Raw genomic sequence first — 14394 nt, forward strand, 5'->3', positions numbered from 1 at the left:
GTTTCTCACAAGGCTAGATCCTCAGGTGTGAATGTCATCTTGAATGAACGATACGGAGCAAAATCGCTCGGCTTCATTCCCTGCATTTCTGTCAAACGTCCAATATTCTTGACCGCCGCCACTGCCGAAGCATCGAACGGACCATCTCCGCTTGATCTGCCGACGGTAACCGAGGTCACTGTTCCATCCGGCAACATGCCGATTTGCAGCACGACCGTCATGCCTTTGCGTGCCGAAGGGGGACGAGCCCAGCCTTCTGCTGCACGTGCACGAATCAGGTCATCGAAACTGCCAGCGACTTCGTCACCCTGCTCGTCCGCCAAGGCCTGCTGACGTTGCGGCGTGTCGGAAAGCAGATCTGCCAAGGCCTGGGCCTTTTTGTCTTCGGCGGATTTACGTGCCGCTTCCTGCGATTTCTTCTTCGCAGCATCGGCAGCAGCTTTCTTCTTCGCGTCTTCGGCGACTTTCTTTTTCGCCTCCTCAGCGTCAGATTTCTTCTTGGCGTCTTCTGCGGCTTTCTTCTTCGCGTCTTCGACGATCTTTTTCTTGGCTTCTTCAGCGGCGGCTTTCTTGGCCTCTTCTTCAGCTGCCTTCTTGGCTTCTTCTTCAGATTTCTTCTTGGCTATATCAGCCAATTGTTTCTCTTCAGCCTTTTTGGCTTCCGCGGTCTTTTTGGCTTCGTCGGCTTTCTTGGCTTCATCCGCCTTTTTCGCCTCTTCCGCTTTCTTGGTCTCGTCGGCCTTCTTGGATTCTTCGGCTTTTTGAGCCGTATCTTCCTTCTTTTGTTCCGCAGCCTTGATGGCTTCCTGCTCGATCTTCTTCTGCTCCATCTGCTCGACTTCGGTCTGGCGCGCGGCGGATTTCTTCGCCTCACCCGCAATCTTCTGATTGGTCTGGGTGGTCGCCTGACTTTTCGATTTCAGCTGGTACAGGGTCGCCTGGACGATCGGCCTGGCCGGCGGCAGCTCCGGGGTCATGGCAAAACTGACAAACAACATGCCGAACACCAGCACGTGCAAGCCAATTGCCCAGACGCTAGGCCAGAAGTAGCTTTCCGAGGCTGTCGGCTCTCGTTGTTGCTGCATCAGGGCGCCTCGGTAATCAAGCCAACATTACCGACCCCGGCTTTCTGGAGACCGCCCATGGCACCCATGACCGATCCATAATCGACGGTCTTGTCGCCTCGAATGAAGACCTGGGTCTGCTTGCCGCCTTCGGTGCCGGCGCGAATGATCTTGGTCACCGCGTCGGTCATCTGCGGCAAGGTCATGGCCTTGTCCTGCTGTTTCTGGGTATCGACTTCGCTGCCAAGGTTCCAGTAGTAGGTCTTGTCAGCCTTGATCGAAATGGTCAGGACCTGCGTATTGTTGTCCTGCGGCAAGGCTTCGCTGGAAACCTTGGGCAGATCAACTTTCACGCCCTGATTGAGCATCGGCGCGGTCACCATGAAGATGACCAGCAGCACCAGCATCACGTCGATGTAGGGCACTACGTTCATCTCGGCGACCGGCTTGCGCTTTTTGCGAGCTCGAGCGATTAAAGCCATTGGAAATTACCTGCTTATTCTTCGCTGGTGTGCACTTTGCGGTGCAGGATCGCCTGGAATTCATCGGCGAAGGTGTAGTAGCGGCTGATCAGCGTTTCGCTGCGGGCAGCAAACCGGTTGTAGGCGATGACAGCTGGAATCGCGGCGAACAGGCCGATCGCGGTGGCGATCAGGGCTTCGGCGATACCCGGAGCCACGGTGGCCAGGGTTGCTTGCTGCGCAGTGGCCAGGCCACGGAAGGAGTTCATGATGCCCCAGACCGTACCGAACAGGCCGATATACGGGCTCACGGAACCTACGGTCGCGAGGAACGGCAGGCTCTGCTCGAGCTTTTCTTCTTCGCGGGAAATAGCGACGCGCATGGCCCGGGCCACACCTTCCATGACCGCTTCAGGATCAACCCCTGGCTGCTGGCGCAGACGGGAAAACTCCTTGAAGCCGGCGCGGAAGATTTGCTCGACGCCCGAATCCGGATCAGGGTTGCTGCCGGCCTGACGATAGAGTTTGGACAGGTCGATACCCGACCAGAAGCGCTCCTCGAAGCTCTCCAGGGCACGTCGACCGGCGCGCAGCAGATTGCTGCGCTGAAAGATCATGATCCATGAGGTGACCGATGCGGCTACCAGGATCAGCATTACCAGTTGCACCACAATACTGGCATTGCTGACCAGGCTCCACATGGAGGAATGGTCGACGACGTTAGCTTCCACGCTTTATCTCCTGCTTTGAGTGAGTACCCGCGCCGCTCACGTCGGCAAAGGCCGCACGTAGAGCTTCGGGAATGGCCCGGGGTTTTAAACTTTCAGTGCGCACACAGGCCACCAGAAACTGCCCTTCGCAGAGCAGCGCATTATCCGTTGCCCGCCTGACCTGCTGCTTGAAACGCAGGCTGGCACGGTTCAATTCGCTTACTTCAGCGCTTACCAGCAGTTCGTCATCCAGTCGCGCCGGCGCGTGGTAACGCGCTTCGCTGGAATGCACGACGAATAACAGGTCCTCCCCTGCCAGCTGGGATTGGGCAAAGCCCAGCTCCCGGAGCCGCTCGGTTCGAGCCCGTTCCATAAACTTGAGGTAATTAACGTAATACACGATGCCACCCGCATCGGTGTCTTCGTAATAAACGCGACAACGATGTGCGAAAGGCCCAAGCCCGTTTTGCGCGCGCATACTCTAGTGCTTACTCCTCAGGTTGCCAATCCGGCCAGGCAACTGTTTTTCATTGTTCTGCGGCTTTATCGCGAAAGCACCGTCCTCAGACAGCACAAACCCGGAATTGATCAGCCCGCAACGTGATTAATCGTCAACTGCATCGAGGGATTCGTCTACCACGGGCATCTCACCCAATCGTGACGGGATGTTTAAACCGAAGTGCAGGTAGGCATGCCGGGTCACCACCCGCCCCCGGGGTGTGCGCATGATGTAGCCCTGCTGGATCAGGTACGGCTCCAGGACATCCTCGATGGTATGCCGCTCTTCACTGATAGCTGCAGCCAGGCTGTCGACACCCACCGGGCCGCCGTCGAACTTCTCGATCATGGTCAGCAGCAGGCGCCGGTCTTGATGGTCGAAGCCACGCTCGTCGACATCCAGCAGGTTCAAGGCCAGGTCGGCGATTGGCTTGGTGATGTGCCCCTTGGCGCGAACTTCGGCAAAGTCGCGCACCCGCCGCAACAGGCGGTTGGCGATCCGCGGCGTACCCCGGGCACGGCGGGCGATTTCGAAGGCGCCTTCCGGGTCGAGCGGCAGGCCGAGGATGTTCGCCGAACGACCGACAATCGTTGCCAGGTCCGCCGTGTTGTAGAACTCCAGGCGCTGCACGATACCAAAGCGGTCACGCAACGGATTGGTCAGCATGCCGGCTCGCGTCGTGGCGCCCACCAGGGTAAATGGCGGCAGGTCGAGCTTGATCGAGCGCGCGGCCGGGCCTTCGCCAATCATGATGTCCAGCTGGAAATCTTCCATGGCGGGGTACAGCACTTCTTCGACAATCGGCGACAGGCGATGGATTTCGTCGATGAACAGCACATCGTGGGGCTCAAGATTGGTCAACAGCGCGGCCAGGTCGCCCGGACGCTCGAGCACGGGGCCCGACGTGCTCTTGATCGAAACCCCCATTTCCTGGGCGATGATGTTGGCCAGGGTGGTTTTACCCAGACCCGGAGGACCAAAAATCAACGTGTGGTCCAGGGATTCATTGCGTCCGCGAGCGGCCTGGATGAACAGCTCCATCTGCTCGCGGACGGTCGGCTGGCCAATGTAATCGGCCAGGCTGACCGGACGGATAGCCCGGTCCTGGACCTCTTCACGGTCCCGTGGGCCGGGTGCAGCTGTAATCAGACGATCCGCTTCAATCACTTAGATCATTCCCTTAAGGGCACGACGTATCAGGTCTTCACTGCTCAAACCTTTCTCCTTGATCGCAGAAATCGCCTTGCTGGCCTCCTGAGGTTTATAGCCCAGGGAAATCAGCGCGCTCACCGCGTCAGTTTCGGCACTGGCCACCGGAGCCACATCCGGGCCACCTGGCTGGTTCGGTACCAGGGCAAACATCGCCGGCACCGTTTCCCAAGCCTTGAAGCGATCCTTGAGCTCAACCAGCAGGCGCTCGGCAGTCTTCTTGCCCACGCCCGGCACCTTGGTCAACGCCGAGGTGTCCTGGGACTGCACGCAGCGCACCAGTTCGTCGACTTCCAGGCTCGACATCAAGGCCAGCGCCAGTTTTGGCCCCACACCATTGAGACGGATCAACTCACGAAAAAAGTCTCGCTCACGCTTGCCGGCGAAGCCATAGAGTAACTGCGCGTCTTCACGTACGACCAAATGGGTGTGCAGCGTCAGCGGTTCGCCGACCGACGGCAGGCGATACAACGTGGTCATGGGTACTTCCAACTCATACCCCAGTCCATTTACATCCAGAATCAGGTGCGGCGGCTGTTTCTCAGCCAGTGTGCCGCGCAAGCGTCCAATCACGTTTCAGATCCTTGAGCGTTGGCCAGTACAGGGCTGGCGACTGACAGGCCGAGGGCTTCACGCCGGCAACACAGGCGCAGGACCCCTGGTCCTGGAAAAGATGTGCTGATGCTATCAGAGACGCAGGCGCCCGCCACGACTGCGTGCCGTTCCCAGACCATGGGGCAGCAGGCTGGAGCGGGTGTGAGCATGGCAAATTGCAATGGCCAGGGCATCCGACGCATCGATTTGCGGCTTGCTGGTCAGTTTGAGCATGTGCATCACCATCATTTGCACCTGTTCCTTGTTTGCCGCGCCAGTACCGGTGACGGCCTGCTTGACCTGGGTCGCGGTGTATTCGGCGATCTCCAGGTTTTCCTCGGCACCGGCAACGATCGCTGCACCGCGGGCCTGACCCAGCTTCAAGGCTGAGTCGGCGTTACGTGCCATGAACACTTTTTCGATGCCCATGGTGATCGGGCCGTACGTCTGGATGACTTCGCGCACGCCGCGATAGACGATTTGCAGGCGCTCGTGCAATTCACCGGAGCCGGTGCGAATGCAGCCCGAGGCCACGTAGACGCAGCCGCGCCCGGTATCAGATACCACGCCGTACCCGGTAATGCGCGAACCGGGGTCGATACCAAGAATTAGAGTCATAACGCCTGCGCAAGGAGATCGCGGTACCTCAGGATATCCCCGTAGGAGCGGCCGAAGGCTGCGATCTTTTGATTTTCGATCTTAAAGTCAAAAGATCGCAGCCTTCGGCAGCTCCTACAGGTTTAGCGTAGGGCTTTGCAAAGACAGCGATCTTTTGTATGGACATCAACCCAGCTGTGCGGCAACCGATTCCGGGATGTCCGCGTTGGAATAGACGTTCTGCACGTCATCCAGGTCTTCCAGCATGTCGAGCAGCTTGAGCACCTTCTCGGCACCCTCCAGGTCCAGCTCGGCACTGGTGGTTGGCAACATCACGATTTCTGCGTCATCACCTTTGAAGCCGGCCGCTTCCAGCGCGTTGCGTACGGAGTAGAACCCTGCGAACGAGGTGAACACGTCAATTGAACCGTCTTCGTTGGTGACCACGTCATCAGCGTCGGCTTCCATCGCCGCTTCGATCAACGAGTCTTCATCGACGCCCGGCGCAAAGGAGATCTGGCCCTTGCGCTCGAACAGGTAGGCCACCGAGCCATCGGTGCCCAGGTTGCCCCCGCACTTGCTGAACGCATGGCGAACAGCGGCGGCGGTGCGATTGCGGTTGTCGGTCATGCACTCGACCATCACTGCCACGCCACCTGGGCCATAACCTTCGTAGGTCAGTTCGACCATGTCGTCGGTATCGGCAGCACCCGCGCCGCGCGCTACGGCGCGATCGATGATGTCGCGACTCATGTTCGCGCCCAGGGCCTTGTCCAGCGCCAGGCGCAAGCGCGGGTTGGAACCCGGGTCAGCGCCGCCCTGGCGGGCAGCAACCGTCAGCTCACGGATCCACTTGGTGAAGATCTTGCCTTTCTTGGCATCCTGACGTTCTTTGCGGTGCTTGATGTTCGCCCACTTGGAATGACCCGCCATAACTCGCTCCGAATTCACTTTGAAACGTTGCCCGCCACGCGAACGGCGCCAGCCAGCAACCAAAAATCTCGACCTAAAGAAAAGGCGCACCCCATAAGGATGCGCCTTGACGACCCGCTTTACTCGGCTTTTGGCGTTTCGCGCAGACGAATGTGCAATTCGCGCAAGGCCTTGGCATCGACTGCACCCGGAGCCTGAGTCATGACATCGGCCGCGCTCTGGGTTTTCGGGAATGCAATCACTTCACGGATCGACTGGGCGCCGGTCATCAGCATGACCAGGCGGTCCAGGCCGAAGGCCAGGCCACCGTGGGGCGGTGCGCCGTACTTCAGGGCGTCAAGCAGGAAGCCGAATTTCTCTTCCTGTTCCGCTTCGTCGATGCCGAGCAGGCGGAAGACCGTCTGCTGCATTTCCTTGCGGTGGATACGGATCGAACCGCCACCCAGTTCGGTGCCGTTGAGGACCATGTCGTAGGCGCGGGACAGAGCGGTCGCCGGGCTGGCTTCGAGCTCTTGTGGCGTGCACTTGGGCGCGGTGAACGGGTGATGCAAGGCACTGAAGCTGCCGTCGTCGTTCTCTTCGAACATCGGGAAGTCGACGACCCACATCGGCGCCCACTCGCAGGTCAGCAGGTTCAGGTCGTTGCCGACCTTGATCCGCAGCGCGCCCAGGGCTTCGCTGACGATCTTGGCTTTGTCGGCACCGAAGAACACGATGTCGCCGTCGACCGCGCCAACGCGATCGAGGATCACATTGAGGTTGGCCTCAGGGATGTTCTTGACGATAGGCGACTGCAGGCCTTCGACGCCTTTGGCGCGCTCGTTGACCTTGATGTACGCCAGGCCCTTGGCACCGTAGATGCCGACGAACTTGGTGTAGTCGTCGATCTTGCTGCGCGGCATGCTCGCCCCGCCCGGTACGCGCAAAGCGGCGATACGGCTTTTCGGGTCATTGGCCGGGCCGCTGAACACCTTGAAGTCGACTTCCTTGAGCTGGTCGGCAACGTCAACCAGTTCCAGCGGGTTACGCAGGTCCGGCTTGTCGGAACCGTAACGACGCATGGCCTCTTCGAAGGTCATGTGCGGGAAGTCGCCGAACTCCAGATCCAGCACTTCCTTGAACAGGTTGCGGATCATCTGCTCGGTGATGCCCATGATCTCTTTTTCATCGAGGAAGCTGGTCTCGATGTCGATCTGGGTGAATTCCGGCTGGCGGTCAGCCCGCAGGTCTTCGTCACGGAAGCATTTGGCGATCTGGTAGTAACGGTCGAAGCCGGCAACCATCAGCAATTGCTTGAACAGCTGTGGCGATTGCGGCAAGGCGAAGAACGAACCGGCGTGGGTGCGGCTCGGCACCAGGTAGTCTCGCGCACCTTCAGGCGTGGCGCGGGTCAGAATCGGCGTCTCGACGTCGAGGAAGCCGTTCTCGTCCAGGAAGCGACGGATGCTGGTGGTCATGCGCGAACGCAGACGCAGCTTCTCGAGCATTTCCGGGCGACGCAGGTCGAGGAAGCGATAACGCAGGCGGGTTTCTTCGCCAACGTCGGAGAACTCGTTCAGCGGGAACGGCGGAGTTTCCGACTCGTTCAGCACTTCAAGTTCGTAGCCCAGCACTTCGATCATGCCCGACGCCATGTTGGCGTTGGTGGCACCGGCCGGACGCAGGCGCACCTTGCCGGTGACCTTGACCACATATTCGCTGCGCACACGGTCGGCGACGGCGAAGGTTTCAGCGCGGTCCGGGTCGAACACCACTTGGGCCAGACCGTCACGATCACGGATATCGAGGAAAATCACCCCACCGTGGTCACGGCGACGGTGGACCCATCCGCAAAGGGTAATTTCCTGGCCGTCCAGGCTTTCGTTCAGTTGGCCGCAATAATGGCTGCGCATCATGGTAATGGTTTCACTTCTCGTAATTCGAAATTCGGTAGGAGGTCTTGCCCATCTCAGGAGCTGGATGATGCAGGAGCTCGCACGTGTCGTTCAACTCGGACCTGGAATCTAGTCAGCTTTGTCGCCGCCGGCCAGGTTCTTCTTGGAGCCGGTCTTGAAATCGGTTTCGTACCAGCCGGTGCCGCTGAGGCGGAAGCCCGGCATGGACAGCATCTTCTTCAGCTCTGGTGCCTGGCACGCAGGGCAGTCGACCAGCGCCGCAGCGCTGATCTTTTGAATGGCTTCCAACTGATGACCACAGGAAGCACATTGATAGTCGTACATCGGCATGGGGGTTGTCTCGGCGATCAGATTGCTACCGCAGACCCGGGGTTTTGCGGCAAAGAGCGGGATTATATCCATTAAATGCAGCCAGTGCAGCCGTAAGACTGCACAGACCGACACTCTGCAACTTTCGCCCTGCCGCCCCGGTCAACGGGGCGCTCGACGAGCAAGCCCGTGCCTGTGCAAGCGCAGGAAAAACGGGATATCCAGATGGCTTTTTAACCACCCTCGCAGGATTTTGCTGCAACTGCAGGGAGATCATGGATGACGGTCCTGCTCTGGACGGTTTCCTGCAACGCCCGGTGCAAAATCGTTCGAGGTGAAGGGTGCCGGACTACGCACGGGTGACACCCAAGGATGCCAGCCGTGCGCATGCGCCTTATTGATCCAGCAAGGAACGCAGCATCCACGCGGTTTTTTCGTGAACCTGCATGCGCTGGGTCAGCAGGTCGGCAGTCGGTTCGTCACTGACCTTGTCGAGCAGTGGGAAGATACCGCGCGCGGTGCGGGTGACGGCTTCCTGACCGGCAACCAGTTGGCGGATCATGTCCTCGGCATTCGGCACACCCTCTTCTTCCTTTATGGAAGACAGGCGCGCATAGATGGAATAGGCACCCGGTGCCGGAAACCCGAGGGCGCGAATGCGCTCGGCGATCGAATCCACGGCCAGGGCCAACTCGTTGTATTGCTCTTCGAACATCAGGTGCAGGGTCCGAAACATCGGCCCCGTGACGTTCCAATGGAAGTTGTGGGTTTTCAGATAAAGCACATAAGTGTCCGACAGCAGGCGCGACAGTCCGTCAACGATGGACTTGCGGTCTTCTTCACTGATACCAATATCAATTGCCATGCGGTTCCCCTAAAGGTGATTGATTCCATCCAACAGGTGCAGGGACCACTCTAGCAAGGCTGTCGCCACACCGCAGCACTGGATGGCCAGTCCCTGTGCGACAAATTGCCCGCATGACGCCGCTGGACTCCCTGATTTGAGTAGCCACAAGCTTTGCTGTTAAATAGGCAGTGTGTCGCCAGCGTCTATTTTTCCGGACGCTGCGCATAGGCTGACTTCGGGTACGTGCCCAACGCCTCTTATTGTTCTGAAGCGAACCGTGCTCCGTCAGCTCTTCCTTGTGATCCGTCTTAACGTGAGTTAATCAAAATGTTGAAAATCGTCCACCTGCTAATGGGCGCAGCAGCCTTGCTGCTGTCCTTCATCCCTAGCCTGCGATCCGAAGCTGTTCCTTACCTGCAACAACCCGATGCACTGTACCTGGCCTTTTTCGGCCTGCTCAACCTTACCCTCGCGCCTGTCATTCCCTACTGGAACAAAGGCCCGCGTCATCAACTGCAGAACCTGGTCAGCGCCTTGCTGGTCCTGGCTGTCGTATTGCAGACGCTGACGCTTCTTGCGGAGATTGCGTTTGTCTCCGGTCAACCCAACGTGCTGTTCAGCCTGGCTGCTGCCGTCATTGCCGTCCTCCTGCACCTGGCGATCAGCTTCTACAAATCTTCACCGGCCGCCGCTTCGCCCAGCTACGATATGACCAACCGCGATACCGGCACCGTCAAGTGGTTCAACACTTCCAAGGGTTTTGGCTTTATTTCCCGTGACTCCGGCGATGATATCTTTGTGCATTTCCGGGCCATTCGTGGCGAAGGTCACCGCGTCCTGGTCGAAGGCCAGCGCGTGGAGTTCTCCGTGATGAATCGCGACAAGGGCCTGCAGGCCGAAGACGTGATCGCGGCTCTGCCGCGCCGCTGATTCCCGGCTGAAAAAAAACCGCGAACAGCCCGGCTGTTCGCGGTTTTTTTATGCCCACCCTTTAGTAATGGGGCGGCGGGGCTTCTTCTTCGGAAGACTCGAACTGCCCGACCATTTCCTCCTGACGTCGAATCAGGGCCGCCATCTGCAGCTGCAGCCGCTCGACGACGGCCTGCTGCGCCACCAGCACATCGTTGAGTGTATTAATGGTGTCATCCTGAAATGCCAGGCGGCTTTCCAGGTCATTGATGCGTTCCTCAAGACTCATGATTCAACCCTCCAGAAACGTGAAGCCTTCAGTTAACACCCGCTGCAGCCGTTCGCGGATAGCTGCCACCTGCTCGGCACTGTACGGCATTGCCGGATGTTTGCCCCAGACCGGGGCCGGCCAGGCAGCGTCATCGCGTTTGCGCACGATGACATGCATGTGCAACTGGCTGACCACATTACCCAGCGCTGCAATGTTCAGCTTGTCGGCATCGAACGAGTCCTTCAGCGTCTGCGCCAACGTTGTAGTCTCCTGCCACAGCTGCAGCTGATCAGCGACATCCAACTGAAATATCTCGCTGATATCCTCGCGGCGTGGCACCAGGATGAACCAGGGGTAATTCGAATCGTTGGACAAGAGCAGTCGACAGAGCGGGAAATCCCCTATCGGCAGGGTGTCTTGTTGAAGTCGTGAATCCAAGGCAAACACAGTGCGCACTCCAGCAGATGATCATTTACAACCTGGCCACATCTTCAACGACGCTTCACCAGGCGACAGATGAGCAGCATACCTGCGAACGTCGCTCGCTTCACGACCATCGACGACGGCAGGCAGCACGCTCCGAGATGGGCCTTTTCTGTGCAAGATGCACCATTTCAGCACCAACCAGGAGGGCGAAAGCGCTGAAGTGACTGATTATCAAGGCGAGGTTCCAAACCGCATCATGGCCGCGCTGTGTGAATTGAGCACAGTGCTGCAAATTTTTTGCACCAAAACCGCACACTGCGTCTACGCTGATGGGTCGGGGATCCGCCTTTTACTCACTTGCGGGGTGAACCGGTAACATTTTGACTTGTCGCGCTGACAGCCAGAAAGGTGAAACACGATGCCGATCCTGGCGTCAAGCTCCAACCTCGGGGCACGAACCCCCCGGTTTTATGAGGCCTTTACGGCTTTTGGCGATATTGCAGAAAAAAAACAGACAGTTTTCCGTTTTGAGCACACTTGTTGCATTCACACCCACATCGCCTTTTGCGCCTCCGCTGGAAGTGGAAGCCACCAGGCCAATAAAAACAGTGGCAAGGTAGCCCGATGGAGATTCACTCGTTTCACCAGGGACTCTTTTTACCGATGCTCAGGCCCTGGAAAACAACGAACAAGTTGTCAGTCCTCTTGCATTGGGGCTGTAAATTTGCGACATCTACCCAGCTGTTTGCGACAGGGTCGTAAAGATGCTGAAAGGTTAGATGCGCAAGTATCGCCAACATGGTCGGCGTGATATAAGTTTGCGCCGACACAAAAAGAAAGAGCCGCCCAGATAATAAAACAGGTGGGACGGCAGTACTCTTCTAAAACCAAAGGAGCAAATCACGATGCGCGTGATGAAGTGGAGCATGATCGCACTGGCAGTTGCAGCAGCAGCCAGCACTCAAATGGCTACGGCCGCACCTTTCGTAGGCGACCAGGCCGAAGCCAAAGGTTTTGTTGAAGACAGCACTTTCAACGTGCTGCTCCGCAACTACTACTTCAACCGTAACAAGAAAGACGGCGCAGTCGATGACAAAGACTGGACCCAGGGTTTCCACGGTGTATTCAACTCTGGCTACACCCAGGGCACCGTGGGTGTTGGTATTGACGCTTTCGGTTACCTCGCCATCAAACTGGACGGTTCCGACAAGTACTCGGGTTCGGGTAACCTGAGCACCAACGCTGCTGGCGAAAACAATGACAGCCAGGGCAAAGCAGGCGCTGCACTTAAAGTTCGCATCTCCAAGACCGAACTGAAAGCGGGCGACATGCAGCCTAGCACCGCACCAGTATTTGCTGTTGGCGGTTCCCGTATCCTTCCGCAAACTGCCAGCGGTTTCCAACTGCAAAGCAGCGAGATCAAAGACCTTGACCTCGAAGCCGGTCACTTCTACTCGGCGACCAGCCAGGACAAAAACGGCCGTGACGGCGGTCTGTGGGCCAACTACGCTGGCGTCGAAGCTGACACCATCAACTACGGTGGTGCCAAATACGGCATCAACGAAAACTTCAGCGTATCGCTGTACGGCGCTCAGCTCGAAGACATCTGGAACCAGTACTACGCCAACGCCAACTACACCATCCCTATGGGTGGCGATCAGTCGGTGAACCTGGACGGTAACATCTACCGCACAGACGATTCCGGTAGCGCTGAAGCAGGCGACATCAGCAACACCGCGTTCTCCCTGGCAGCTGCTTTCTCGTTCTTGAAAGCGCACACCCTGACCGTTGGCTTCCAGAAAATCAACGGCGACACCCCGTTCGACTACGTCGGCGTGGGTAAAAACAACCGTGGCGGCGACTCGATCTTCCTCGCCAACTCCATCCAGTACTCTGACTTCAACGGTCCTGGCGAGAAGTCGGCCCAAGTACGCTACGACCTGAAAATGGCCGAGTACGGCGTTCCTGGTCTGAGCTTCATGACCCGTTACGTGAAAGGTTGGGACATCGACGGCTCCAACGCTCCGGTGAATGGCGCTTACGCTGGCCTGTACGGCGAAGATGGCAAACACCACGAAACCAACGTTGAAGCCAAGTACGTAGTACAAAACGGCCCGGCTAAAGACCTGTCGTTCCGCATTCGTCAAGCATGGCACCGCGCCAACGCTGACCAAGGCGAAGGCAGCATCGACGAGTTCCGCCTGATCGTTGACTACCCGCTGTCGATCTTGTAATCGAAAGCTGTTAGTTAGCTCTAAATAAAAAAAGGCCCATCTTCGGATGGGCCTTTTTTATTGTTTGCAGCTTATGCCTGTTACTGCACGGCCCCTTCCTGAACCACTCGAATCACCCGTTGCGGAAACGGAATATCGATACCAGCGGTTTTAAGACGATCCCGGGATTGCTCGTTGAACATGAACATCACGTCCCAGTAATCAGCAGTCTTGACCCAAACGCGCAGGGAAACAGTAATCGAACTGTCGCCCAGGGTGGAAATGACCGCTTGTGGCGCCGGCTCCGCCAATACGCGTTCGTCCTTGGCCAGGTCGAGCAACACTTCACGGGCTTTTTGCAAGTCCGCTTCGTAATCCACGCCCACATCGAACACAACTTTGCGGGTTGGCTGACGGTTGGTGTTGGTAATGATGCCGTTGGACAAGTTGCCATTGGGCACGATGATGGTCTTGTTATCACCGGTACGCAGCACAGTATGGAAAATCTGGATACTGTCCACGGTACCCGAAACACCCTGCGCTTCAATCCAGTCACCGATCCGGAACGGACGGAACAGCAAAATCAACACCCCGCCGGCAAAGTTCGCCAGGCTGCCCTGCAATGCCAGGCCGATGGCCAGGCCTGCCGCACCGATCGCCGCGACAAAGGAGGTGGTTTCCACGCCAATCATCGACGCGACGCTGACGATCAGCAACACTTTCAGGATGATGTTCGCCAGGCTGCTGATGAAGCCCTGCAACGCCAGGTCGGCGTTACGCAGTGCCAGCAGGCCGCCGAGTTTCTGCGTGACCTTGTTGATCAGCCACCAGCCGATGGCCAGGGTAATGATGGCGAGCAGCACGCGGCTGCCGTATTCCATGATCATTGGAATCCAGGCTTGGGACGCCCTGACCAGGTTGTCCACTTCAGCATTCAAATCCATTGTTGCTCTCCTTCGAAATCAATCGCGGAAGTTGTTGAACTGCAGCGGCATGTCGAAGGTTTTGGCGCGTAGTGCGGCGATGGCCTCCTGCAGATCGTCGCGCTTTTTGCCGGTAATGCGCACTTGCTCACCCTGAATGGCGGCCTGCACCTTGAGCTTGGCATCCTTGACGTGGGCGACGATCTTCTTCGCCAGCTCCTTGTCGATGCCTTCCTTCAGTACGGCTTCCTGCTTCATCAGCTTGCCCGATGCATAGGCGTCCTTGACCTCAAGGCACTGCACATCGATTTTGCGCTTGACCAGTGCCAGCTTGAGGATCTCAATCATGGCTTCAAGCTGAAAATCGGCTTCTGCGGTCAGGTTGACGGTCAGGTCTTTTTCCTTGAATTCGAAGGTGCCCTTGCCTTTCAGGTCATAGCGGCGATCGAGTTCCTTGACGGCGTTTTCGACCGCGTTGGTGACTTCGTGTTTGTCCAGTTCGGATACCACGTCGAACGACGGCATGTAATCTCT

Annotated in this window: 17 protein-coding genes; 2 read left to right on the forward strand and 15 right to left on the reverse strand. The window is 57.8% G+C overall.

The genetic code is table 11. The features are described 5' to 3' along the window. Positions 1 to 5: 5 nt before the first annotated feature. The 11 genes from tolA to HYI44_RS11435 all read right to left on the reverse strand — a co-directional run bounded on the left by tolA (position 6) and on the right by HYI44_RS11435 (position 9136). Positions 6 to 1085 (reverse strand): cell envelope integrity protein TolA, encoded by a 1080-nt coding sequence (tolA, locus tag HYI44_RS11385; RefSeq protein WP_122840150.1) that lies wholly within the window; start codon positions 1083 to 1085, stop codon positions 6 to 8. Continuing rightward, positions 1085 to 1537, reverse strand: coding sequence for a protein TolR (tolR, locus tag HYI44_RS11390; RefSeq protein ID WP_163019479.1), 453 nt, complete (start codon positions 1535 to 1537; stop codon positions 1085 to 1087). The genes tolA and tolR overlap by 1 nt, the downstream gene beginning before the upstream one ends. Before the next feature lie 23 nt (positions 1538 to 1560). Next, positions 1561 to 2256 carry a protein TolQ gene (tolQ, locus tag HYI44_RS11395; RefSeq protein ID WP_017340467.1) on the reverse strand — a complete coding sequence of 232 codons (696 nt, stop codon included), beginning with the start codon at positions 2254 to 2256 and terminating at the stop codon, positions 1561 to 1563. Next, on the reverse strand, positions 2246 to 2713 hold the full coding sequence (gene ybgC / locus HYI44_RS11400) for a tol-pal system-associated acyl-CoA thioesterase (protein WP_122840149.1): 468 nt from the start codon (positions 2711 to 2713) through the stop codon (positions 2246 to 2248). Before ybgC ends, tolQ begins: the two co-directional genes overlap by 11 nt. A 126-nt stretch (positions 2714 to 2839) precedes the next feature. Then, entirely contained in the window at positions 2840 to 3901 is a 1062-nt protein-coding gene (gene ruvB, locus HYI44_RS11405; protein WP_122840148.1) for a Holliday junction branch migration DNA helicase RuvB, read from the reverse strand. Continuing rightward, positions 3902 to 4516, reverse strand: a complete 615-nt coding sequence (gene ruvA / locus HYI44_RS11410; RefSeq protein WP_225569453.1) for a Holliday junction branch migration protein RuvA — start codon at positions 4514 to 4516, stop codon at positions 3902 to 3904. Between the two features lie 114 nt (positions 4517 to 4630). After that, on the reverse strand, positions 4631 to 5155 hold the full coding sequence (gene ruvC, locus HYI44_RS11415; protein WP_045058231.1) for a crossover junction endodeoxyribonuclease RuvC: 525 nt from the start codon (positions 5153 to 5155) through the stop codon (positions 4631 to 4633). Between the two features lie 165 nt (positions 5156 to 5320). Beyond that, complete coding sequence (locus tag HYI44_RS11420; protein ID WP_225569454.1) at positions 5321 to 6067, reverse strand: YebC/PmpR family DNA-binding transcriptional regulator; 747 nt, start codon at positions 6065 to 6067, stop codon at positions 5321 to 5323. A gap of 119 nt (positions 6068 to 6186) precedes the next feature. Next, entirely contained in the window at positions 6187 to 7962 is a 1776-nt protein-coding gene (aspS, locus tag HYI44_RS11425) for an aspartate--tRNA ligase (RefSeq protein WP_122840145.1), read from the reverse strand. A 108-nt stretch (positions 7963 to 8070) separates the two neighbouring features. After that, complete coding sequence (locus HYI44_RS11430) at positions 8071 to 8292, reverse strand: FmdB family zinc ribbon protein (protein WP_122840144.1); 222 nt, start codon at positions 8290 to 8292, stop codon at positions 8071 to 8073. 373 nt (positions 8293 to 8665) lie between these two features. Continuing rightward, complete coding sequence (locus tag HYI44_RS11435) at positions 8666 to 9136, reverse strand: Dps family protein (RefSeq protein ID WP_045058235.1); 471 nt, start codon at positions 9134 to 9136, stop codon at positions 8666 to 8668. 309 nt (positions 9137 to 9445) lie between these two features. On the opposite strand from HYI44_RS11435, the gene HYI44_RS29380 reads away from it, so the two are divergent. Continuing rightward, on the forward strand, positions 9446 to 10048 hold the full coding sequence (locus HYI44_RS29380; RefSeq protein WP_122840143.1) for a cold-shock protein: 603 nt from the start codon (positions 9446 to 9448) through the stop codon (positions 10046 to 10048). Between the two features lie 61 nt (positions 10049 to 10109). Here HYI44_RS29380 and HYI44_RS11445 read toward each other — a convergent pair whose 3' ends face one another. Together HYI44_RS11445 and HYI44_RS11450 are read right to left on the reverse strand one after the other, a co-directional pair. After that, positions 10110 to 10316 carry a SlyX family protein gene (locus tag HYI44_RS11445; protein ID WP_122840142.1) on the reverse strand — a complete coding sequence of 69 codons (207 nt, stop codon included), beginning with the start codon at positions 10314 to 10316 and terminating at the stop codon, positions 10110 to 10112. 3 nt (positions 10317 to 10319) lie between these two features. Continuing rightward, positions 10320 to 10745, reverse strand: coding sequence for an HIT domain-containing protein (locus HYI44_RS11450; RefSeq protein ID WP_225569455.1), 426 nt, complete (start codon positions 10743 to 10745; stop codon positions 10320 to 10322). 884 nt (positions 10746 to 11629) lie between these two features. On the opposite strand from HYI44_RS11450, the gene HYI44_RS11455 reads away from it, so the two are divergent. Then, on the forward strand, positions 11630 to 12958 hold the full coding sequence (locus HYI44_RS11455; protein WP_045058239.1) for an OprD family porin: 1329 nt from the start codon (positions 11630 to 11632) through the stop codon (positions 12956 to 12958). Between the two features lie 80 nt (positions 12959 to 13038). On the opposite strand, the gene HYI44_RS11460 is transcribed toward HYI44_RS11455, so the two are convergent. Both HYI44_RS11460 and HYI44_RS11465 read right to left on the reverse strand, forming a co-directional pair. Continuing rightward, complete coding sequence (locus HYI44_RS11460; RefSeq protein ID WP_122840139.1) at positions 13039 to 13881, reverse strand: mechanosensitive ion channel family protein; 843 nt, start codon at positions 13879 to 13881, stop codon at positions 13039 to 13041. Positions 13882 to 13899: 18 nt separating this feature from the next. Beyond that, the gene (locus tag HYI44_RS11465; RefSeq protein ID WP_007906601.1) at positions 13900 to 14385 is read right to left on the reverse strand and encodes a YajQ family cyclic di-GMP-binding protein; all 486 of its coding nucleotides are present in this window, start codon (positions 14383 to 14385) and stop codon (positions 13900 to 13902) included. Positions 14386 to 14394: the final 9 nt, after the last annotated feature.

The organism is Pseudomonas sp. Y24-6 (genome assembly GCF_020295325.1).
GTDB classification, from domain to species: Bacteria; Pseudomonadota; Gammaproteobacteria; order Pseudomonadales; family Pseudomonadaceae; genus Aquipseudomonas; species Aquipseudomonas gregormendelii.